This is a genomic window from Micromonospora sp. NPDC050397, assembly GCF_044901685.1.
In the GTDB taxonomy this organism is placed as follows: domain Bacteria; phylum Actinomycetota; class Actinomycetes; order Mycobacteriales; family Micromonosporaceae; genus Micromonospora_G.
The window spans coordinates 683,007-703,650 of record NZ_JBJDPS010000002.1; the positions used below are offsets into that span (position 1 = coordinate 683,007).

Here is a 20,644-nt window from a genome sequence, read left to right on the forward strand (position 1 = left end):
GGGCCGTCCGCTCGCGGCGGCGGCCGGAGCACCGGTCCCCGGTCGCGGTCGGCACCACCGCGACCAGGGACCGGTGCCGGTCGGCCCTTCAGCCCTTCTGCCCTTCAGCCCTTCAGACCGGAGGTGGCGATCCCCTCCACCAGGTAACGCTGGAAGGCGAGGAAGAACAGGATCACCGGCACGATGCTCAGCACCGACATGGCGAACATCGGGCCGAAGGCGGACTCACTGGTCTGGTCGATGAACAGCCGCAGCGCCAACGGCAGGGTGTACGTCTCCGGGTCGTTCAGGTAGACCAAGTGACTGAAGAAGTCGTTCCAGGTCCAGATGAACGTGAAGATCGTGGTGGTGACCAGGGCCGGCTTCAGCAGCGGCAGGATGACGTACCGGAAGGTCAGCACCGGTCCGCAGCCGTCGATCTCGGCCGCGTCGTCCAGCTCCCGGGGCAGCCCCCGGATGAACTGCACCATCAGGAAGATGAAGAACGCGTCGGTGGCGAGCAGCTTCGGCAGGATCAGCGGGACGAACGTACCGACCAGGTCGAGCTTCTGGAAGATCGTGTACTGCGGGATCAGCACCACGTGGTAGGGCAGCATGATGGTCAGCAGGGTGAGCGCGAACAGTGGACCGCGCAGCCGGAACCGCAGCCGGGCGAACGCGTACGCGGCCAGCGAGCAGGAGATCAGGTTGCCGAGTACGGCGCCGACCGCCACGATCACCGAGTTGCCGAAGAACCGCCACACGCTGATTCCGGCCACCCCGTCCAGCGCGGTGCCGTAGTTCTCCGGGACGAACCGGCTCGGCAGCAGGTCGAGACTGGACAGAATCTCGTCGGTCGGCTTGACCGACGCGGTGAGCAGCCACGCGACCGGGTAGAGCAGCAGCAACAGCATGGCGATGATCAGCACGTGCCAGCCCAGCCCGCGCAGACGCCGCCCGGTCGTGGCGTCCGGCGTCCGGGTCGTGGCGGTTGCCGTCTGACTGGTCATGCTTCCTCCCCGGTGGGTGGCAGTCACTTGTCCTCCCCGGCGTAGAAGACCCAGCGGCGCGAGGTGCCGAAGAAGAGCGCCGTGATCGCGGCCACCGTGAGCAGCAGGATCCAGGCCATGGCGGACGCGTAGCCCATCCGGAACTGGGAGAACCCGCGCTCGTAGAGGTAGAGGGTGTAGAAGAGGGTGGAGTTGCTCGGCCCGCCCCGGCCGCCGCTGACGATGAACGCCGGGGTGAACGCCTGGAACGCGTGGATGGTCTCCAGCACCAGGTTGAACAGGATGATCGGCGAGAGCATCGGCAGGGTGACCGAGCGGAACGTCCGCCATCGTCCCGAGCCGTCGACCGCCGCGGCGTCGTACAACTCCTGCGGGACCTGCTTCAGACCGGCCAGGAAGATCACCATCGGGGCGCCGAACTGCCAGATCGCCAGGATGATCAGGACGTAGATCGCGTAGTCGGGCTCGTTGATCCAGCCGCCGGTGTCCCAGCCGACCTTGCCGGTGAGCGCGTCGACCACGCCGTCGTCGGTGAACAGCGCCCGCCAGGCCAGCGCGATCGCCACCCCGGTCCCCAGCAGCGACGGCGCGTAGAAGGCCGACCGGTAGAAACCCTGCCCGCGCCGGGCGTTGTTGAGCAGCATCGCCACCGCGAGGGCGGCGGCCAGCTTCAGCGGTACGGAGATCAGCACGTAGGTCGCGGTGACCTTGGCCGAGGCGAGGAACCGGGCGTCGTCGGTGAAAAGCTTCCGGTAGTTCTCCAGACCGACCCAGTTCGGGGTGGTGAACAGGTCGTAGTCGGTGAACGAGAGGTAGAGCGAGGCGAGCATCGGGCCCAGGGTGAGCAGCAGCGCGCCGAGCACCCAGGGGGAGAGGAAGAGGTACGCGATCCCCGGCCGGTGGCGCCGGTAGCGCGGGCGGTTCCGGCCCCGGCCGGACGCCGGGTCGGCCGGGCCGGGCGGCGGCCGGCGAAGTGTCTCAGTCGTCATGGCGTGGCAATCCGATCGGCTCGTGACGCCTGCGCCGCCAGGGACGGCGCACTCCCGTTGCGGCGCGCGTGAAACCATTCAATGACGGCGAAGGTACCGGCGGTGCGGGGTCCTGTCAACGAAATGGACACGGCCGTGAAACATTCGCGCGTTCTCGCGGGTCGGCGTGAGAAATGTCTGAACCGTTTCATTCAGGGTACGGAGAAACGCATCCTCCGGCGCCCCGTTTCAGTCTCCCGGGGCCCAGTCCGGGTCCCGCCCGAAGGCCGCCACCAACCGGTCCTGCTCACCGGCATTCTCCGGTACGTGCACCGCCAGCGACGTCAGTCCACCCTGCCGGTACGCCTCCGACCGTCCGCTGAACCACTGGCTGCACTCCTGCACCGCCTCGGCGTGCATCGTCGGCGCGACCCCGATCGCCACCGCCAGGTCCCAGCCGTGCACCAGGTGCTCGGCGAGCAGTTGGTGGAGGTACTCGCTGGCCGGCGTGTCACCGGTGGAGAGGTGCACGATCCGGTCCAGCGCCCCCGGCTCGCTGACCGCCCGCTCCGCCGCCGCCGCGGCGTCCCGGGCGGCGCCGGCCGGGTCGGTCCCGAGCAGGTCGCCCTCGAACCGGTCGCCGACCTGCGCCACCGTCGCGCCGCCGAGCAGCGCCACCGACCACCGGTCCTCGCCGACCACGTGGTTCACCAGCGTGCGTACGTCCCAGTTGGCGCACGGCGTCGGCAACGCCCACTGGTCGTACCCGATCTGGGAGACCCGGTCGGTGAACTCGCTCAGGCCGCGCCGGTACGTCTGCAGCAGCTCCATGCGCCCGATTCTGCTCTGCTTCGCCCCCGCCGGCCGGGCTTTCCGCCCACCCACCCGCGTCGAGCTTCCCGCCCGCGGACCGGGGTCGGGAGTCAGCCGTCGAGCTGCTCCGGGGCGAGGCCGAGCTCGCGGGCGGTGGCCAGCCGGACCCAGTCCGAGAGCTGCCGTCGGGTGATCACCCGGTCGTGCACCGCCGACTGCACGGCGAGCCCGTCGATCAGCGCGTTGATCCGCCAGGCGGCGCCGGCCGGGTCGTCGCAGGTGAAGACCCCCTCCCGGACGCCGGCCGCGATGATGTCGGCGAGGTCTTCCCGCCACCGCAGGTCCAGCCGCCGGGACACCTTCTCCAACTCCGGCGTCCGGAGCGACTCCGACCAGCCGTCGATCCACATTCCCCACGACTTGGCCCGGCCCGTCGGCGCGTAGAGCTTGAGGACCCTCCGGAGCTTCTCCAGCGGACCGGCGGAGGAGCGGACCACCGTGTCGAGCCGGGCCAGATCCTGTTCGGCGGCGTACGCGAACGCCTGTGCGAGCAGTCGTTCCTTGGTGGCGAAGTGGTAGAAGACCAGTGCCTGGCTCACCCCGGCGGCCTGGGCCACGTCGGCGGTACGGGTGTTGGCCAATCCACGTTCCCTGATCACCGCACAGGCGGTACGCAGCAGCGCATCTAGGCGGACCTCGGCCGCGCGTCTTGTCACGCGGCTACGTTAACCTATCGATGTGAATACGGTAAGTCACCAGTACTGACGGTCTTCGCGTCGTAACCCGACGTGCGATCGGCAGCTCAGTGACGTACGCGGTCCCTGATATTGATCTACATTGCGCAAAGGTATCGGTGTTCATCGGTGGCTCGTAGTAGGGTCCCGCACATGCCCGAGGGTCAGGCCCCTGTTCCACCAACGGCCAAGGCCGAGCGGGACGAAGCATCGCGACTGTCGATGGTGGAGCAGACCGCCACCGGCGCCGCGCCGCCGGGCGGACACGGTGCGCCACCGCAACGTGCCACGACACCGCGACGCGGTGCGGCGGAGGCGGACGCCGTGCCGGCGACACCGGGCGACCCGGCGCTCACCACCGCCGTCGGCTACGACGACGAGGAACGACCGGCCCGCGAACTGACCGGGCCCGCCGCCACCACCGTCGCGGTCGTCGCGTTCGCCGTCGCCCTGCTCGTCCTCGCGCAGGTGTTCCGACCACTGTCGCAGGGCAGCCAGTTCTACCTGATCATCTTCCTGGCCGGCGTACTCCCGCTGGTCTTCCTCGTCTACCGGTCCGGCCTGCGCTGGCCGGACCGCCTCCGGCCCCGTCCCGCCAGCACACCCGGACACGGCTCCGCCGAGCACCGCGCCTCCGCCGCCGTCGGGACGGGCGAGACCGACCGACCGGCCCCGGCCGTGGCGACCCGCCCCGAACGGCCGGCCAGTGGTGACCGCCCGACCATCGGCGACTGGTTGCTCGCCGGGCTCGCCCTGCTGGTCTGCCTCTACCCGGTCCTGCCGATCCCGATCGCCGGGGCCGGCGGCGGCTACGACGCCTTCCTCGACCGGCAGGGGCTGCTCGCCCCGGTCGACGTACTGCTCGGCGCCCTGCTGCTGCTCCTGCTGATCGAGGCGTGCCGACGTACCACGGGCTGGGTCCTACCCGTGGTCTGCCTGGTCTTCCTCGGCTACGGCTACTACGGCGGCCTGCTGCCGCAGCACTGGGCCGTCGCCCACGCCGGACTCGACTTCGCCCAGATCGTCGACGCGCTCTACAACTCCGGCAGCGGCTTCTACGGCACCCCGCTCGACGTCGCCGCGACGTACATCGTGCTCTTCACGATCTACGGCGCCGTGCTCGACCTCTCCGGTGCCGGGCGCTTCTTCGTCGACCTCTCCGTGGCCGCGTTCCGCCGCTCCCGCAGCGCCGCCGGACGCACCGCCGTCGCCGCCGGCTTCCTGCTCGGCACGGTCTCCGGCTCGGGCACCGCCACCGCCGTCAGCGTCGGCGCGGTGAGCTGGCCCATCCTGCGCCGGGCCGGATACCCCGCCGAACAGGCCGGCGGCATGCTCGCCGCCGCCGGCGTCGGCGCCATCCTCTCCCCGCCCACCCTCGGCGCCGCCGCGTTCATCGTCGCCGAATACCTCGGCGTCTCCTACCTGACCGTGCTCGGCTGGGCGATGATCCCGACCCTGCTCTACTACCTCGGCATCCTGCTCGCCGTCGAGATCGACGCCCGCCGGTTCGGCGTACGCCCGGTCGAGGTCACCGCCGGGTCGCCCGGACGCCTGCTGCTCCGCTTCGGCTACCACTTCTCCTCACTGATCATGATCGTGGTCCTGCTCGCGGTCGGGGTCAGCGCCACCCGCTCGGTCGTCTACGCCACCGTGCTCGCCTTCGCCCTCTCCTTCCTCGACCGGCGCGGCTGGCTCACCCCCGCCCGGCTGTTCAGCGCCCTGGTCAACGGCGTACGCGGGGTCCTGCCCGTCGCCGCCGTCTGTGGCGCCGCCGGCATCATCACCGCCACCACCACCAAAACCGGCCTCGGCGCCCAGTTCGCCGGCCTGCTCGTCCGGGCCGCCGAGGCCCTCGCCGACCGCCCCGCCGTGGTACTCGCCCTGACCGTCGTCTTCGCCGCCGTCGCGCTCGCCCTGCTCGGCCTCGCCGTACCGGTCACCGCCTCCTTCATCATCGGCTGGGTCATCATCGGGCCGGCCCTGCTCGCGCTCGGCGTACCGGCGCCGGCCGCGGCGATGTTCGTCTTCTACTACTCGGTGCTCTCCGAGGTCACCCCGCCGACCGCGCTCGCCGCCGTGGGGGCCGCCGCGATCACCGGCGGCCGGACCGTGGCCACCATGTGGCAGGCCCTCAAGTACGCGCTGCCGGCCTTCCTCGCCCCGATCGCCTTTGTCCTCACCGATCCGGGGGAGTACCTGCTCGGCCGGGGACCCGCGCTCGGGGTGCTCTGGACCGGTCTGGTCGCCTGCCTCGGCATCGCGGCGGTCGCCACCGCGACCGGCGGCTGGGTGCTCGGCATCGGCCCGGTCGGTACGGCCGGCAGGATCCTCGCCGTCGTCGCCGGCCTGCTCCTGCTCTACCTGCACCCGATCTCGATCGTGACCGGCGCCGCCCTGCTCGCCGCGACCGTTGTCCTGGCACTGCGTCGACGCGGCGCCGACCGGCGGTCGGCGGACGCCGCCCCGGCCCGGTCGGAGGCTGCGGCGAGATGAGGTCCGACAACCCGGTCGGGGGACCCGGCGAGATGAGGTCCGACAACCCGGCCGGGCGATCCGGCGAGGTGAGGTCCAACGGTCCGGTCGGCCCCGAGGCCGGACCGGTCACCCCACCCCCACAGAAGGAGTCTCCATGAACCGTGCCACACGGGCCGTCGCGGCGCTCGCGGCGGTCGGCCTCGGTCTGGCCGGCCTGGCCGGCTGCGGCGGCCGGCAGGACGCGGCCAGCACCGACGCCGGCGGCGACATCACCTGCGAGGTCGGTGCCGACACCCGGATCGGCATCGCCACCGGCAACTCCACCGGCGTCTACTTCGCCCTCGGCAACGCGTACGCCGAACAGGTCACCAGCGCCACCGGCGGCAAAGTCAAGGCGACCGCAGCCGAGACCGGCGCGTCGGTGCAGAACATCCAGCAGTTGGTCGCCGGCAGCTACGCCGTGGCGTTCTCGCTCGCCGACACCGCCGCCGACGCGGTCGAGGGCAAGGGCAGCTTCAACGGCCAGGCCCAACCGGTGCAGGCGCTGTCCCGGATCTACACCAACTACACCCAGGTGCTCGTCCGGACCGGCTCGGGCATCACCTCGGTCGCCGAGATGAAGGGCAAGCGGGTCTCCACCGGTTCGCCGAAATCCGGCACCGAGGTGATCGCCAACCGGCTGCTCGAGGCCGCCGGACTCGACCCGGCCACCGACATCCAGGCCCAGCGGCTCGACCTGACCAAGACCGTGGACGGCATGAAGGACGGCTCGATCGACGCCTTCTTCTGGTCCGGAGGTCTGCCCACCCCCGGCATCACCGACCTGCTCACCAGCGCCCGCGACCAGGTCACCTTCCTGGACATCACCCCGCTGCTCTCCGAGCTGAAGAAGATCAACCCGGTGTACGAGGTGGCCCCGATCCCGGCCGCGACCTACGGCACCCCCGCCGACGTGCCGACCATCGTGGTGCCGAACCTGCTGCTGGTGAAGAACGACCTCGACGCGAACCTGGTCTGCGTACTGGCCAAGGCGCTCTTCGACCGCAAACCGCAGCTCGAACAGGCCAACGCCGCGGCCAGGGAGATCAGCCTGGACACCGCCCGCAAGACCACCCCGGTTCCGCTGCACCGGGGCGCGACCAAGGCACTCGACGACCTGAACGCGCCGAAGTAGCCGCCCGCCACGCTCGCGCTCGACCCGGCCGGACCGCCCCGGTGCCCGTACGCCCGGGGTGGTCCACCACCACCGCATCCGTAGCCATATCCGTGTCGGTCGATGTCCTAGTAGGCTCTTCCCAACCGTTCGGGCCGACCACCGCCGTGCCCCCTCCGGCCCGGTGTGCGGCCACCAGGTCAAGGGAGGCCGGGAGATGACAGCCGTACCCGAGCACCGGCGGTGGCTCGCCGCCGCCAGCACCCTCGTCGCCACCACCGTCGCGCTCGCCGGGATCGCCACCCCGGCGACCGCGACACCGGCGCCGGGACAGATCCACCGGGCCGGCGGCGCCACCGCCGTACCGGACAGCTACCTCGTACTCCTGCGCGACCCGGCGCCGGCCGCCGGCCCGGCCACCCGCGCCGACGTGACCGCCCGCGCCGACCGCCTCAGCCGCCGCCACGGCGGCACACTCGGCCGCGTCTACCACGCCGCGATCAAAGGCTTCGAGGTACGCCTACCGGCGCCAGCCGCCCGCCGACTCGCCGCCGACCCGCCGTCGCCCACGTCGAACAGAACCACCTGGTCCCGCTCGCCGCCGGGGTGCAGCCCAACCCGCCCTCCTGGGGCCTGGACCGGATCGACCAGCGACACCTGCCCCTGGACCAGCGGTACGCCTACCCGAACACCGCGCCGAACGTGCGCGCGTACGTCATCGACACCGGCATCAGGGCCGCACACGCCGACTTCGGCGGCTCCGTGCTCGCCGGCTTCGACGCGGTCGACGGCGCCCTTCCCGCCGCCAACTGCAACGGGCACGGCACCCATCTCGCCGGCACCATCGGCGGCCAGTCGTACGGCGTGGCCAAGGACGTCCGACTGGTCCCGGTACGGGTACTCGACTGCACCGGCAGCGGCAGCTACGCGCAGGTCATCGCCGGAATCGACTGGACCACCGCCAACGCGGTCAAGCCGGCCGTCGCGAACCTCGCCATCGGCGGCGGGCCCAGTGCCGTACTGGACGCGGCGGTGACCAACTCGATCAACTCGGGCATCACGTACGCCGTACCGTCCGGTGGCTCCGCGACAAACGCCTGCAACTTCTCGCCGGCCAGGGTCCCGGCGGCGCTCACCGTGACCGGAACCACCCCGACCGACGCCCGGGTCGGCTCGGGCAACCACGGGAGCTGCGTCGACCTCTTCGCCCCCGGCCAGGGCATCACCTCGACCTGGCACACCAGCGACACCGCCACCGCCACCATCAGCGGCAGCTCGGCCTCGGCCCACGTCACCGGCTGCGCGGCGCTGGTCGTCTCCGCCCACCCCACCTGGACCCCGGCCCAGGTGAGCGCCCACCTGATCGCCCAGTCGACCACGGGAATCGTCGGCAACCCCGGCCCCGGTTCGCCGAACCGCCTGCTCTATTGCGGCCCCTGACCAGCCCAAGGGGCGGGTTCGTGATCGCGAAGACTTCGGCTCGTCATAGCCGGCCGAACCCTTCAGGATCATGAACATCTCCCACCCGCGGCCTTGCTCCTCTCGTCCGAACAGCCCAAACGCCCTCAACCGAACGTACGTCTCCACCCAAACCCAGGTTCCTAGGACGGTTAGGGGATGTGTGGCGGCCCGTCGGGGCCTGGCCTGTGATCAACGGCGTCACCTGGGACAATCGGGCTGCGTGGTCGTGCCGACCCGCCACGGTCACCCCCGATTTGGCACATGTTCGCGGGCTCGGCTAAAGTTCTCATCCGTCACCAGGAAACACCGGAGACAAGCGGACGTAGCGCAGTTGGTAGCGCATCACCTTGCCAAGGTGAGGGTCGCGGGTTCGAGTCCCGTCGTCCGCTCGGAGATGCCGCCACGCACGACGGGGGCAACCTCGGTGGAGTGGCCGAGAGGCGAGGCAACGGCCTGCAAAGCCGTGTACACGGGTTCAAATCCCGTCTCCACCTCGGCAGCAATGACGAGGGCGATTGGCGCAGTGGGAGCGCGCTTCCTTGACACGGAAGAGGTCACTGGTTCAAACCCAGTATCGCCCACCAGCTAGACCAGCAGGTCAGCGGCTCGTTACCGGAAATCCGGTAACGAGCCGTTCTCGTTGTGCCCCTTACGTTGGGAGCAAACTGGGAGCACATGGTCGTCATGCCCTGGGATGATGCGTCGGGGTCGCGGGGGCTGGACCTGTGCCGGTGGTACCGCAGCCCAGTCCTTGCCCGCCTGGTCGAGGCGCCGTGCAAAGCGGGTGTTCAGCTGCGCCATGGAGTTTGCGCGGCGACGCGGGCTGGGAGTGCCGAGCGGCTCGCTGGGCTCATAACCCAGAGGTCGCAGGTTCAAATCCTGTCCCCGCTACAAATGAAACACCAGGTCAGAGCCCGCTTCCTGCAAGTCGAGGAAGCGGGCTCTTGCTTGTTCGGTGGGCAATGAGTGGGCGAACGACGCGTCACGATGTGGCATCTCGCGTCAGCGGGCGTGCCTCTGCTAGGCCTGCGCTAGGCAGAGTCTTGGGACACATCCCTTCTCGTAGAGGCTCGTTCCGGCACGGGCACGGACGGCCACCTCTTCCGGGAATCGGGATGACGCGTGCCCCGCCTGGGGGTGGCGCCGGGCCGTGTTAACCCTCGACGCGTACCGCCCGATGCCCTGCAGCCGGACGCCCTGGGCGCCGGACCCGGGGTTATCCGCTGAGGATGAGGGGTTGCGGCGCTATGTCGCCGTTCTGTCGGAGTCGAAACGTACTCGGCAGGTCCGGGCGCTGACCGCCACGATCCCTCCGTCGCATAGCGTGACGCGCGGCACCTCCGTGCGGGCAGCGCGGGCCTGCACTACAACTGTCCGCTGGAGGCGATATCGGCAGTGGCCGAACCGCTTGTGCACGATGATCTTTTGATCAAGCGCCACGGCGAACGACGCGACGTCGTTCTCGGCGATGACACCCAATCTTGCCGGGCGTGTGTGGGTAGCTCGCGCACCGTAATGGTCACCGCTGACCGCGATGTCGGATTCCAATCACTCCGGCGGGGGCAGGTACGACCACAGGTAGGTGCCGGAGGGCGTGGTTGCGGCGAGCGTAGACCTCCCAGGCAGCCAGGCGCATCCGGTCACCCGTTCGTTGACCGTGACACCGGCGAGGCAACGGCCGGTGCGGAGGTCCCAAACTCGTACAGTGTGGTCCCAGCCGCCAGTCGCGGCCAGGGACCCGTCCGGCGAGACCGCGACCACCTCGATCTGGCCGGTGTGGCCGGTGAGCACGTGCACCGTGGCCCCCGTCGCGACGTCCCAGACGCGGGCGGTGTGGTCCCAACTTCCCGACACGATGAGCGTGTCGTCCTCGGTGATCGCGAGGGTACGGACCATGTTGCTGTGCCCCCGTAGGACGTGCCAGGTCTCTCCCGAGGGCATTCGCCACAGTCGGATGACGCCCTCGTCGTCCGAACTGGCGAGCCACCGGCCGGCGGGGGAGACGACCAGTGCGCCCACCCATTGGGTGTGGCCGGTGCAGGTGCCCAGTGAAGCTCCGGTGCCGGTGTCCCAGATCCGGACCCGAGGATCGTGGCCGGAGCTGGCAAACCAGCTGCCGTCGGGCGCGAGGGCCAGGGAGCTGATCCGGTCCCAGTGCCCCTGCCAGGCATGGGTTTCGGTGAGCCGCTGCGGATCCCACAGCCGCAGGTAGCCGTCGAAGCCGCCGGTGACGATCACACGGTCGGTGGCGACCAGCGACTCGATCTCCGGCCGGAGCGTGCCGAGGTGGCGGCCGGTGCGCGTGTCCCAGACGCCGACGACATAGCCCCGCCCGACGGCGCCCAGTCGCCGGCCCCCGTTCCACACCGCGACCGATCCTGCCACCCAGACGTCATCGTCCAGCGGCCGGAGAACGGCGCCGGTAGTGACATCGCGCAGATGGATGGCGCCGTCGCCGGCCGCCACCCAGTCGCCGCGGGGATGTATACCGAGCGCGTGCCCGCCGCTGACGCTCTCGTCTGGGCCACTTTCGGTCGCGGTCAGATCCCAGATCCGCAATGTTCGGTCGGCGCTGCCGGTCACCACGCGCCGGCCGTCCGGGAGGAAGGCGACGCAGGTGACACCGTTCGTGTGCGCGTCGAGGGTGTGCCGCAGGGCGCCCGTCCCCGCGTCCCAGACCATGGCGGTTTTGTCCCAGCTTCCGGTGACGATCAAGCTGCTGTCCGGGGAGATCGCGACGGCGCTGATCCCGCGGTCTCCGTGGTAGAGCCGGTGGGTCGTCCGCAACGTCTCTGTGTCCCAGATCAGAATCACGCCGATGTTGCTGGTGCAGCTCACCGCCCATCGCCCGGATGGGGAGATTGCGACAGCTTCGATTGGGCCGGCCCATCGCTCCCCCCAGGGTCCGTGGTGCTTGAGCCTGGCATGCTCGGCGAACGTCCCGCGTATCCGGTGATCGCCAAAGTCGACGAGGTGGACGTGTGAATCCCAGGTGCCGACGGCGATCCAGCCGCCCCCCGGCGCGACCGCCAGCGCGTTGACCGCCCGTGACGGTGATCTTTTCCCGCAAAGCCGGACCAGCCTTCGCCGGAACTGATCGAGTGGGCCATACGCGCGGTAGACGCTCGAGCTTGAGCCGGACGTCAGGTGCCAGACACGTACCGTGCCGTCTTCGCTTCCAGTGAGCAGACGGCCGTCCGGCAGTGCGCGAATCGCCGCGATGGTCTTTTTGTGACCGCGCAGGACGTGCCGGACGGTGCCCAGGGTCGCATCCCAGACTCGCAGGTTCCGGTCGTATCCGCCGCTCGCGATCCAGTTGCCCTCCGGGGACGCCGCAACGTCCTCGAGGTAGTGGGCGTCGCCCGTCAGTACCAGCCGTGGCGCGCCGGTCTCGGTGTCCCAGACCCGGACGACCGCCTCGTTGTCGGCGGAGGCGAACCAACTGCCGTCGGCGGCGACGACGACTGCGGAGATGATTGCGTTATGACCGATCAGAGTCCTCGTCGAGGACGATCTGTCGGCCGGGGGCGCCCAGAGCGGCACCAGGCAACCGGCCTCCCGATCCAGGATCAGGGGTCCCGTGTCGATGTCGGGCGCCAGCATGTTCGCCAGGGGCGAAGTCGCGTCCGCGCAGTTCGGCAGCGGTACCGCCAGATGTGCACGCACGGCGAGGGATCGGGCGATCGACTCGGTCACCGGTCCGGGGACGGCTCGCAGGTCGCTCTCCGCAGCGACCGGCCCATCCAGGCGCACCCGAAATCGGACCCACCGCAAATCCTGGACCAGGGCGCTCAGCTCGTCGTCGGCGCCGGCCATTGCGAGGTGATAGGCCAGATTGCGTCGCAGATAGTCGTGGTCGTCCGGAAGCTGCCACCAGCTCTCGTCGGCGTTTTCGGCGCGAGCTTGTTCCAGCAGGCCCGCGTGTAGCGCGGGCTCGGTGTCGTCCGCCAACTGTTGGCGCAGGTACGACCGGACGACGTCGTGCAGGCGCAGATAGGTTCCTTCGTGCACGGACAGCAGCGAGAGCGTCGCGAGCCGGTTGAGGATGACGCCGCTCGCAGAGGCGCTGAGCCTGGCTGATCCCGCCCATAACATCCGAGTGACTGCAAGCGGGATGCGGTCGTCCTCGCGGAAGATGCCCAGCTCGAGGCACCGCTGCCGATGCTCCGGATCAAGACGCCCCAGACTGGCCTCGATCGTGCGGGCAACGAGCCGGCCCTGGAATGCGTCCCGCGACATCTCGTCCAAGCCGGCGGGTCCGAACTCCTGAAGCAGGGTGAGGTGCTCCTCCACCGCGTCCCGTGCCGGTGTTCCACGCCGGACCAGGTCGGCGACCGCAGCGCCGATCAGCGACAGCAACAGCGGCCATCGGGCGGCACCCTGGATCAGCGGACCCACCGCGACATCGGCCGAACCGATCCAGTGCCTGAGCAGTTGCTCGGCCTGGACCGTCGACATCTCGCCGACCTCGATCTGCGGAGTGCCGGCCGGCAGCAGCCGAGGCACGCGGGTGGTCACCAGCCGGGCGCACCTCCGACCACCCTGAAGGAACGGGGCGAGATGCTCGGCGGTCCAGACGTCGTCGATCACCAGCAGGACCGGCGGTCGGGCATCGAGTAGCCGACCCAGCCGGAACGCCGCCCGACCGGGGTCGCTGAACTCCTGCTGCTCACCGGAGACCACCTGTGCCAGAAACTCCAGGTGGCCGGTGAGGTCGGCGGCCGATGGATTCTCGCCGACCGTCACCCAAAGCACGCCGCCAGGGAAGCTCTTGCGGATCTCCGGCAGGCGGCAGATCGCCTGGGCCAGGGTGGTCTTGCCGAATCCGCCAGCGCCGACGAGCGCGACGGTTCCCGGCAGGCTTCTGACCAAGGCCGACACTAGGTCTGGGCGAGGCACGAACGGCTGCTTGGCAGTCTCCACCATCCACGGTGCCTCGTCGTCCGCCCTGGCGCGGCTTCGGCGCGAGCGGGCAAGCAGCCCGGCGAGGGCCGCGAGGCTCGCCGCGCTCACCACCGTGGCGAAGAAGATGGCGTTGTCGTTGCGCATGCTCGGCTGGCCCGCGTCGTCGCCGCGCGGCCACCCGAACTGGTTCCATAGCCACCAGAGCCCGGCGGAGGCAAGCAGTACCGCCCCGAGCGCGGCGAATCGACGCATGGCAGTGGATCGTAGTTGCTCGTCCAGCGTGAGGCCGATCGGCGCGCAGCGCGTAGAAGGCGAGCGCCGTCACCGTGTCGGCAAGGGCCTCGCGCTGCCTCGGCCTGGCCGGTCGCATTCGGCGAGCGAGTTGACCATGTCGAAGAGCAGTCGGGCGGCGGTGGTCGGGTCGACGTCGGCGCACACTCTTCGCGACAGGTGCGAAAGTCGAGCGCTACGCCGTGCGGTCTTTCGTAACGCAACGTCACAGCCTGCGCCTACCGGCCAGCCCACAGCTGTCAAGGCAGCCGAGTAGCAGGGAAACCGTCTGCCCCCGATGTGGTCTTGGACGTCAAGCCGTTCCTGTCCCTGCACCGAGGCCGCTAGGCCGACATGCTAAGACATCTCTATAAATCGACCTAAAGCGTCCTTTGTGTCGGCCAGACTTGGTGGTCTGTCCGATCGTGATCGATCGACGCTTCGGGGTCTGGGGCTACTTGAAATATGGAGATTCTTACATCCAGTAGGGCTCTGGTTGCCTGGACCCGCCACCGGTAGTGAGAACAGGAGTGGGTGACTGTCTACGTCGCTGAGATGGCGTCGAGGTTGCCTCGGATCGCGGGGACGTGGAATGCTGTGGGCGGATCGGCGCTGCGGTCGTGCTGCGGTGTTACCGAAAATCATGTTCAGCTCGCCAGGGATCGATCGCGCGTGCGCGGGTTACCTGGCGGCTTTCGGTACCCGTCGGGAGTTTGCAATGACTAGCTACAGCGTCTTATCCACCGAGTCCCGGACCACCGTGGTCGCCACCTGGTCCGGGGAGGAGTGCGACCAGAGCTGCAAAATCACAACGCTTGACGATCCCGTCCGCGCTGCGCGTCTTGCCGGAATCCTCACCCGGCTGTCAGAGGATGCCTGGGATGCGGCGGCGTTCCTCGATACCCACCCAGCTATTGAGGAGGCGATCGGACGCGTCGTCGATGAGTTGCGCAGCCCGTCGGCCGCGATCGACCCCATCCTGCTGACGGCCGACCAGGGTAATCGCCACGCAGAGGAGTGGAGCCACAAGGACCTCACACAGCTGCTCTCGAAAGAACTGCCCGTGATGTTCAGCTCGTTACCTCGGACCCAGCGCCTCACGGTCGCCGATGAGGTCGCCGCCGATGCGGAGGCGCGGGCGGAGGCGCTACGGTTGCTGCCGACCGGGTGTGATCCGGAACTTTCATCTTCTCGGACATGGCAGATGTGCGAAGTGACACGGTCGCTTCGCAACGGAGACGTCGGACCGCTGCCAGGGGGTGCGGCCGGGTGGATCGTGCAGGCGTGGGTGTTCGAAACGAGTCCAGCACGGAGGTGGGGCGCCCGCGAACAGCTCGTGCGTATCGAGCAACTCGTCGCGGCGTGCATCGCCAGTGGCGGGAGAGCCGCTGCAGACGATGACCCGCTTGAGGCGCACCTGGTCTTTACCCGGCCAGGGGAGGTGCATTCGAAGGTCCTATACGTGCGACCGCAGCAGAAGCAGCGAGGCAGGCTGGCTAGCGATCCGGTCGGGCCCATGGTGGTAATTGAGTTGCACCGGGACTCCGGCCCGGTCGAGTTGGGCGAGGTCTGGGCCAATGATGATGACGGGTTCGCCAACCTTCTGGGTGATTGGACGCGAGTCGTGCCCTACTTGAGGAGAACCGACACGTACGTCGATCCGAGCACCTGGGAGTAAGTCGGCTGGCGTAGGTGGGCGATTGGCTGGCGGTGGCTCCGTTTGGGGCTGGCACGCCGCCGGCTGTGGGTTAAGCGGTTGGGTACAGCGGCGGGTGTCCTTCGCCATCGACGGCGGGTCCCGTCGCGCTCCGCCCACGGTGCGCGAGGTCGTGACTCATCGCGTGGCGCCAGTGCGATCCGACCCATTGAACGTACTACTCGGGAGTGCCGCCTGAGTTGGCGCCTTCTAGGTCCCGAGCCGCTGTTGGGTTCTCTGTTCGGATAACGTCGTCGGCCTTCTCGCGCCAGTAGGCGAGGTTGTTGCGTGTGGCGAGGGTGTTGGGGTGGTTGGGGCCGAGGACGCGTAGTCGGTCGCGGAGCAGTTCGGCGTAGGCAGTCGTGGCGCCGGCCGGATCCCCACCCTCCCCTTGCCACCAGGCGAGGTTGTTGCGCGTGGCGAGGGTGTCGGGGTGGTTGGGTCCGAGGACCCGTAGTCGGTCGCGGAGCAGTTCGGCGTAGGCAGTCACGGCGCCGGCCGGATCCCCACCCTCCCCTTGCCACCAGGCGAGATCGCTGCGTGTCGCGAGGGTGTCGGGGTGGTCGGGTCCGAGGACCCGTAGTCGGTCGCGGAGCAGTTCGGCATACGCAGTCGCGGCGCCGGCCGGATCCCCAGCCTTCCCCTGCCACCAGGCGAGGTTGTTGCGCGTGGCGAGAGTGTCCGGGTGATCGGGTCCAAGGACTCGCACCTGGTCGATGAGTAGGTCTGCGCAGGCGGCGCCGGCGCCGCCTGGATCCCCAGCGGCCCCACGCCAGTAGGCGAGGTTGTTGCGTGTGGCGAGGGTATCGGGATGATCGGCATCGAGAACCCGCACCTGGTCGATGACCAGCTCGGCGAAGGCGGCGGCAGCACCAGCCGGATCTCCGGCCACCCCTCGCCACCACGCGAGGTCGTGCCGCGTGGCGAGGGTGTCGGGATGCTCAGGTCCGAGGACGCGCAACCGGTCGCCGAGCAGCTCGGCGTATGCGGTCGTGGCGCCGGCCGGATCTCCAGCTACCCCGCGCCACCAGGCGAGACTGTGGCGAATGGTAAGGGTCTGGCGATGGTCCGGACCAAGCCTTTGGGATGCGGTGACGCGCAATGTGTCGTGGTAGTCGATCGCGGCAGTAATTTGGCCGGTCTGGCCGAGGCTATGTCCGGCGGTGAATAGCACGGGGTGGTAGCCGGTGTCGAGATCCCATAGCAGTGGCTTGGCGTGAGTGTGGAGGGCAGTAGCGTTGCCGCGCAGGATCTGCCCGAGTTCGCGGTCGCGCTCGATGGCCGGCCAGACCTCGACCAGCGCATCAGCGGCGGCGGTGGCCAGCGCGGCCGCGTAGGCCGGGGGCGTGGCCTCCCTTACTACGCGCTGCACGAGGGCGTGCACCCGCACGGTTCGGTTGGCTGAGTTGTGAGTGATGAGGTTGATCCGGTCGAGGCTATCCAGCGTGTCGGTGGTGTCCTCACCGTCGACCTGCCTGCTGGCACCGGTGCGGATGCCGAGGTAGTCGAGGACAGCGGCGGTGGTGAACACATCGGTCGGGATGCCGTTGGGATCAAGCAGCGCGGCTAACTCCAGCACCGGTCGGGCCAAACCTGTCGGTGGGAGCTCGTCGGCGAGTGCGATTGACAGGGACCAGGTCACCGCCACCGGTCCAGTGTGCTCGTCCGGCAGCGCGTCGGGGGCCAGGTCGGCGAGCTTGCGGGCCTGGTTGGCGAACCGGCGGCGGTAGCCGGCACAGGTCATGGTCTTGCGATCGAGGATGTACGCGGCTGCCTGCGCCAGTGCGAGGGGCAGGTGTCCGAGGTTGTCGGCCAGCTCGGCGGCCTCATCCAGCCGGACCGGGTCCCCACCGAGCTTGGCCTTCAGGTAGGCGGCGGACTCGGCTGCGGTGAACAGCCCCACGTCGACCACCCGCCGACCACTGGCCAGAGCCGCGTCTCGGCGTCGGGTGGTGACCACTGTCCGGCCGAAGTTGCCGGTAGGCGGCCACAGGCCGCGCAGGTCGTTCGGGTCGGCGACATCGTCGAGGACGACCAGCCACCGCCGCTCAGTGGCGGCGAGCCAGGCCAGGAACCGCGTCGCGCCCTGATCCGGATTTTCGTCCTCGACTCCGTGGATTTCAGCCGCGGCCTGCGCGTACGTGGTGACGATGCTCGATCGGGAGGTCGCGGTGATCCACACGAGCAGGTCCAGTTCCCGACGCAGCCAAATACGGTGCGCCAGCCCGGCGGCAAGCTGGGTCTTGCCGACCCCGCCCAGCCCGGTCAACACCTGACACACCACCACCGCACCGGTAGCGGTGGCGATGTCCAACTCCGTGTCGGCGGGGCGCTCCTGTCGGCAGTCAACCAGCGGCGGCACTACTCCTACCTGGTGCGGCCAAGTGACCTGCTGACGCCCGTTGACCGTCACAGGACCCTGGAAGACGCCTGTCAGCCCTTGGCTGGTGCCGATCGTCAAGAGGGTGGGGTCGGTAGTGGTGCTGCCGGGGACGGATGACCCTAGGCCGTCCCCGGTACGGCTGGGGGGCCTGCTGGCCCTTGATTGAAGGTCACTGGGGCGTGGAACTCACCGACCGCGCCATAGTTGTTCGTCACCGTATAGGTACCAGCCCGTGTTCCTGCCGGGTCCGTCAGCCTGAGAACATCCCGCGCCGCTGTGAGAACCTCGTGGTCGCACGCGGCCCCGGAGTCGGCCAGGTCGTTCCCAATCAGGACCCGCCATCTTTCCGGGCTCGTCTCGTCGGACTCCAACGTAGCCACCGCTTGCCCATCGCCAGCCAACCGCCGCACGAGCAGCCCCTTCAACCCGACGTACGCGTCCTGTACCCCGCTGCCAATGCCTGCGGTCGCCGCCGCAGCCAACGCCGCCACGATCAACTCCACACCAGTCACCGGAGACCACCCTCCAAGCGCGTCGAACGGACCGCCCATTGTGACAGTCCGCTGCCACATGATCACCATTGGGAATATGAACATCCCCGACGAGCAGTTGCCTTGGCTGATCCGGCCGGTGCCAACAACCTCTAAACGGGTGCCATCGCTGGGCCAACACGCCTGATCGCAGAAACCGGTACCACCTCTCAGCGTTGAACCGGTGCCGTTCGCTGCGCCGGAGGCTGGCCCGTGCAACGTGTCGACCTCGGCCCACGACGAGACCGGCCAGTCGGCGCAGGCGATGACAGCCAGGCCTGTCACCAGTCCGCGGTACACCCACCACACCCGGCCTGGTGCGATAATCCCCGCTTCGGGACCGGTGACGGGAAGAGACCATGACCACGGCAAAGATCGACGGCAAAGCCCGAACGGTGCGGGAACTGCTCGATAGAGCCAAGTTCTCGATCGACTACTACCAGCGTGAGTACGAATGGCAGGAAAAGCAGATCAGCGAGCTGATCGACGACCTGACCAACAAGTTCCTGCTGGAGCACGACCCCGCCCACCACCGCAGCCAGGTCGAGCACTACCCGCACTACTTCCTTGGCTCCATCATCGTCAGCCAAAAGGACCGGCACTACATCGTCGACGGCCAGCAGCGCTTGACCAGCCTCACCCTGCTGCTGATGCTGCTGCGCCAGCTCCTTCACGGCACCCCCGACCAGGGAAAGCTCGACAGCTTGATCATGTCGGAGCGCTACGGACAGGTCACCTTCAACATCGGCGCCGACCACGACGACAACGACCGGCGCGAATGCATGACAGCGCTGTGGGAGGGACAGCCGTTCGACATCACCGACCGCTCCGAGTCGGTCCGCACCATTTGGCGACGATTCCACGATCTCGAGGAGATGTTCCCGTCCAGCCTGCGCGGCCCCTCCTTGCCGTACTTCGTCGACTGGCTGCTACACAACGTGCACCTCGTCGAGATCACCGCCCACTCTGACGACGACGCTTACACTATCTTCGAGACAATGAACGATCGGGGCCTCAACCTGAGCCCCACCGGGATGCTCAAGGGCTACCTGCTGGCCAACATCACCGATCAAGACCAGCGCGACAAGGCCGCCATCATCTGGCGTGACCGCATCGCCGCGCTCACCGACGTCGGCAAAGAAGTCGACGCCGATTTCTTCAAAAACTGGCTGCGCAGCCAGTACGCGACAAAGATCCGCGAACGCAAAAAAGGCGCCCGACCCGAAGACTTTGATCTCATCGGCACCGAGTTCCATCGGTGGCTACGCGGAGCCAACCACGCCGCTATCGGTAAACCCGTCACCGACTTCTACACCTTCGTCCACCGCGACCTGCAGTTCTACTGCCGCTGGTACCTGACCCTGCTGGACGCCAGCCGTCACCCCACCCCTGGCCTGCAGCACGTCATGTTCAACGCGGCACACCGCTTCACCCTCCAAAATATGCTGCTGCTGGCACCACTCACTCCCGACGACGACAACACCACCGCCACCACCAAGATCAGGCTCGTGGCCCGGTATATCGACATCCTGCTCGCCTGGAGAGTCTGGAACTCCCGATCCATCGACTACTCCACAATGCAGTACGCCATGTTTCTGGTCATGCGCGACATTCGCGGTCTGGAGCCCGGCCCCCTCGCCGCGCGTCTGCGCGACCGCTTGGACCGCGAGACCGATACCTTCGCCACTAACCCGCGACTCAAGATGCACCAGCAGAACCGCCGCAGCCTACACGAACTGCTGGCCCGCATGACCGACCACATCGAGACCCGAAGCGGCCTACCCTCCCGCTACATCGAATACGCCAACCACACCTCTACAAAACACGAGATCGAGCACATCTGGGCAGACCACCCCGAACGCCATGCTGACGAATTCAGCCACCCAAGCGACTTCGCCGAACATCGCAATCGCATCGGCGGGTTGCTACTATTACCCAAGAGCTTCAACGCCAGCTACGGCGACCTGCCCTATGATCAAAAGCTACCCCACTACCACGGCCAGAATCTGCTGGCCAAGTCCCTCCACCCACACTGCTACCAGCACAACCCAGGATTCCTGAAAATCATCGCCGACACGGGAATACCGTTCCGCGCACACGAAAAGTTCGATCGCGCCGACCTCGAACTGCGCTGCGAGCTATACCGGCACATAGCCGAACAGGTCTGGAATCCCAACGACCTCCTCGCCCCGCCGGGCTGAATCGACGCCGCTACCAACGTCCAGATCGAGCGATCAGAGGCCCGGTATGAGTCAGGTTTGTGGGTC

11 protein-coding genes, 4 tRNA genes and 1 pseudogene are annotated in these 20,644 nt (G+C 68.5%); 9 read left to right on the forward strand and 7 right to left on the reverse strand.

Going from position 1 to position 20,644, the window contains the following annotated elements:
• Positions 1–104 precede the first annotated feature (104 nt).
• From ACI2K4_RS09230 to ACI2K4_RS09245, 4 genes are all read right to left on the reverse strand, one after another.
• Entirely contained in the window at positions 105–989 is an 885-nt protein-coding gene (locus tag ACI2K4_RS09230) for a carbohydrate ABC transporter permease (RefSeq protein WP_404509941.1), read from the reverse strand.
• Positions 990–1,012: 23 nt separating this feature from the next.
• The gene (locus tag ACI2K4_RS09235) at positions 1,013–1,978 is read right to left on the reverse strand and encodes a carbohydrate ABC transporter permease (RefSeq protein ID WP_404509943.1); all 966 of its coding nucleotides are present in this window, start codon (positions 1,976–1,978) and stop codon (positions 1,013–1,015) included.
• A gap of 228 nt (positions 1,979–2,206) precedes the next feature.
• A complete protein-coding gene (locus ACI2K4_RS09240; RefSeq protein ID WP_404509945.1) occupies positions 2,207–2,788 on the reverse strand; it encodes a TIGR03086 family metal-binding protein in 582 nt (193 codons plus the stop codon).
• A gap of 92 nt (positions 2,789–2,880) precedes the next feature.
• Positions 2,881–3,486 (reverse strand): TetR/AcrR family transcriptional regulator, encoded by a 606-nt coding sequence (locus tag ACI2K4_RS09245; protein ID WP_404509947.1) that lies wholly within the window; start codon positions 3,484–3,486, stop codon positions 2,881–2,883.
• 171 nt (positions 3,487–3,657) lie between these two features.
• On the opposite strand from ACI2K4_RS09245, the gene ACI2K4_RS09250 reads away from it, so the two are divergent.
• The 7 genes and pseudogenes from ACI2K4_RS09250 to ACI2K4_RS09280 all read left to right on the forward strand — a co-directional run bounded on the left by ACI2K4_RS09250 (position 3,658) and on the right by ACI2K4_RS09280 (position 9,484).
• Entirely contained in the window at positions 3,658–5,997 is a 2,340-nt protein-coding gene (locus tag ACI2K4_RS09250; protein ID WP_404509948.1) for a TRAP transporter permease, read from the forward strand.
• A gap of 136 nt (positions 5,998–6,133) precedes the next feature.
• Complete coding sequence (locus tag ACI2K4_RS09255; protein ID WP_404509949.1) at positions 6,134–7,153, forward strand: TAXI family TRAP transporter solute-binding subunit; 1,020 nt, start codon at positions 6,134–6,136, stop codon at positions 7,151–7,153.
• Positions 7,154–7,349: 196 nt separating this feature from the next.
• Positions 7,350–8,572, forward strand: a pseudogene (locus ACI2K4_RS09260) (S8 family peptidase).
• A gap of 337 nt (positions 8,573–8,909) precedes the next feature.
• Positions 8,910–8,982, forward strand: a tRNA-Gly gene (locus tag ACI2K4_RS09265).
• A gap of 34 nt (positions 8,983–9,016) precedes the next feature.
• Positions 9,017–9,087: transfer RNA gene (locus ACI2K4_RS09270), tRNA-Cys, on the forward strand.
• A gap of 15 nt (positions 9,088–9,102) precedes the next feature.
• Positions 9,103–9,177 (forward strand) — tRNA-Val (locus ACI2K4_RS09275).
• Between the two features lie 237 nt (positions 9,178–9,414).
• A tRNA-Met gene (locus tag ACI2K4_RS09280) sits at positions 9,415–9,484 on the forward strand.
• Between the two features lie 657 nt (positions 9,485–10,141).
• Here ACI2K4_RS09280 and ACI2K4_RS09285 read toward each other — a convergent pair.
• The gene (locus ACI2K4_RS09285; protein WP_404509951.1) at positions 10,142–13,750 is read right to left on the reverse strand and encodes an NB-ARC domain-containing protein; all 3,609 of its coding nucleotides are present in this window, start codon (positions 13,748–13,750) and stop codon (positions 10,142–10,144) included.
• 736 nt (positions 13,751–14,486) lie between these two features.
• Here ACI2K4_RS09285 and ACI2K4_RS09290 point away from each other — a divergent pair.
• Entirely contained in the window at positions 14,487–15,446 is a 960-nt protein-coding gene (locus ACI2K4_RS09290) for a hypothetical protein (RefSeq protein ID WP_404509952.1), read from the forward strand.
• A gap of 196 nt (positions 15,447–15,642) precedes the next feature.
• On the opposite strand, the gene ACI2K4_RS09295 is transcribed toward ACI2K4_RS09290, so the two are convergent.
• On the reverse strand, positions 15,643–17,778 hold the full coding sequence (locus ACI2K4_RS09295; RefSeq protein ID WP_404509953.1) for a tetratricopeptide repeat protein: 2,136 nt from the start codon (positions 17,776–17,778) through the stop codon (positions 15,643–15,645).
• 188 nt (positions 17,779–17,966) lie between these two features.
• A complete protein-coding gene (locus ACI2K4_RS09300) occupies positions 17,967–18,677 on the reverse strand; it encodes a hypothetical protein (protein ID WP_404509954.1) in 711 nt (236 codons plus the stop codon).
• 59 nt (positions 18,678–18,736) lie between these two features.
• Between ACI2K4_RS09300 and ACI2K4_RS09305 the strand changes: the two genes are divergently transcribed.
• Positions 18,737–20,578 (forward strand): DUF262 domain-containing protein, encoded by a 1,842-nt coding sequence (locus tag ACI2K4_RS09305; protein ID WP_404509955.1) that lies wholly within the window; start codon positions 18,737–18,739, stop codon positions 20,576–20,578.
• Positions 20,579–20,644 lie beyond the last annotated feature (66 nt).

Excerpts from the sequence above, each read along its gene's own strand:
- ACI2K4_RS09230 (WP_404509941.1), bottom strand. The coding sequence starts at position 989 with ATGACCAGTCAGACGGCAACCGCCACGACCCGGACGCCGGACGCCACG.
- ACI2K4_RS09240 (WP_404509945.1), bottom strand. The coding sequence starts at position 2,788 with ATGGAGCTGCTGCAGACGTACCGGCGCGGCCTGAGCGAGTTCACCGAC.
- ACI2K4_RS09255 (WP_404509949.1), top strand. The coding sequence starts at position 6,134 with ATGAACCGTGCCACACGGGCCGTCGCGGCGCTCGCGGCGGTCGGCCTC.
- ACI2K4_RS09305 (WP_404509955.1), top strand. The coding sequence starts at position 18,737 with ATGACCACGGCAAAGATCGACGGCAAAGCCCGAACGGTGCGGGAACTG.
- ACI2K4_RS09235 (WP_404509943.1), bottom strand. The coding sequence starts at position 1,978 with ATGACGACTGAGACACTTCGCCGGCCGCCGCCCGGCCCGGCCGACCCG.
- ACI2K4_RS09250 (WP_404509948.1), top strand. The coding sequence starts at position 3,658 with ATGCCCGAGGGTCAGGCCCCTGTTCCACCAACGGCCAAGGCCGAGCGG.
- ACI2K4_RS09290 (WP_404509952.1), top strand. The coding sequence starts at position 14,487 with ATGACTAGCTACAGCGTCTTATCCACCGAGTCCCGGACCACCGTGGTC.
- ACI2K4_RS09285 (WP_404509951.1), bottom strand. The coding sequence starts at position 13,750 with ATGCGTCGATTCGCCGCGCTCGGGGCGGTACTGCTTGCCTCCGCCGGG.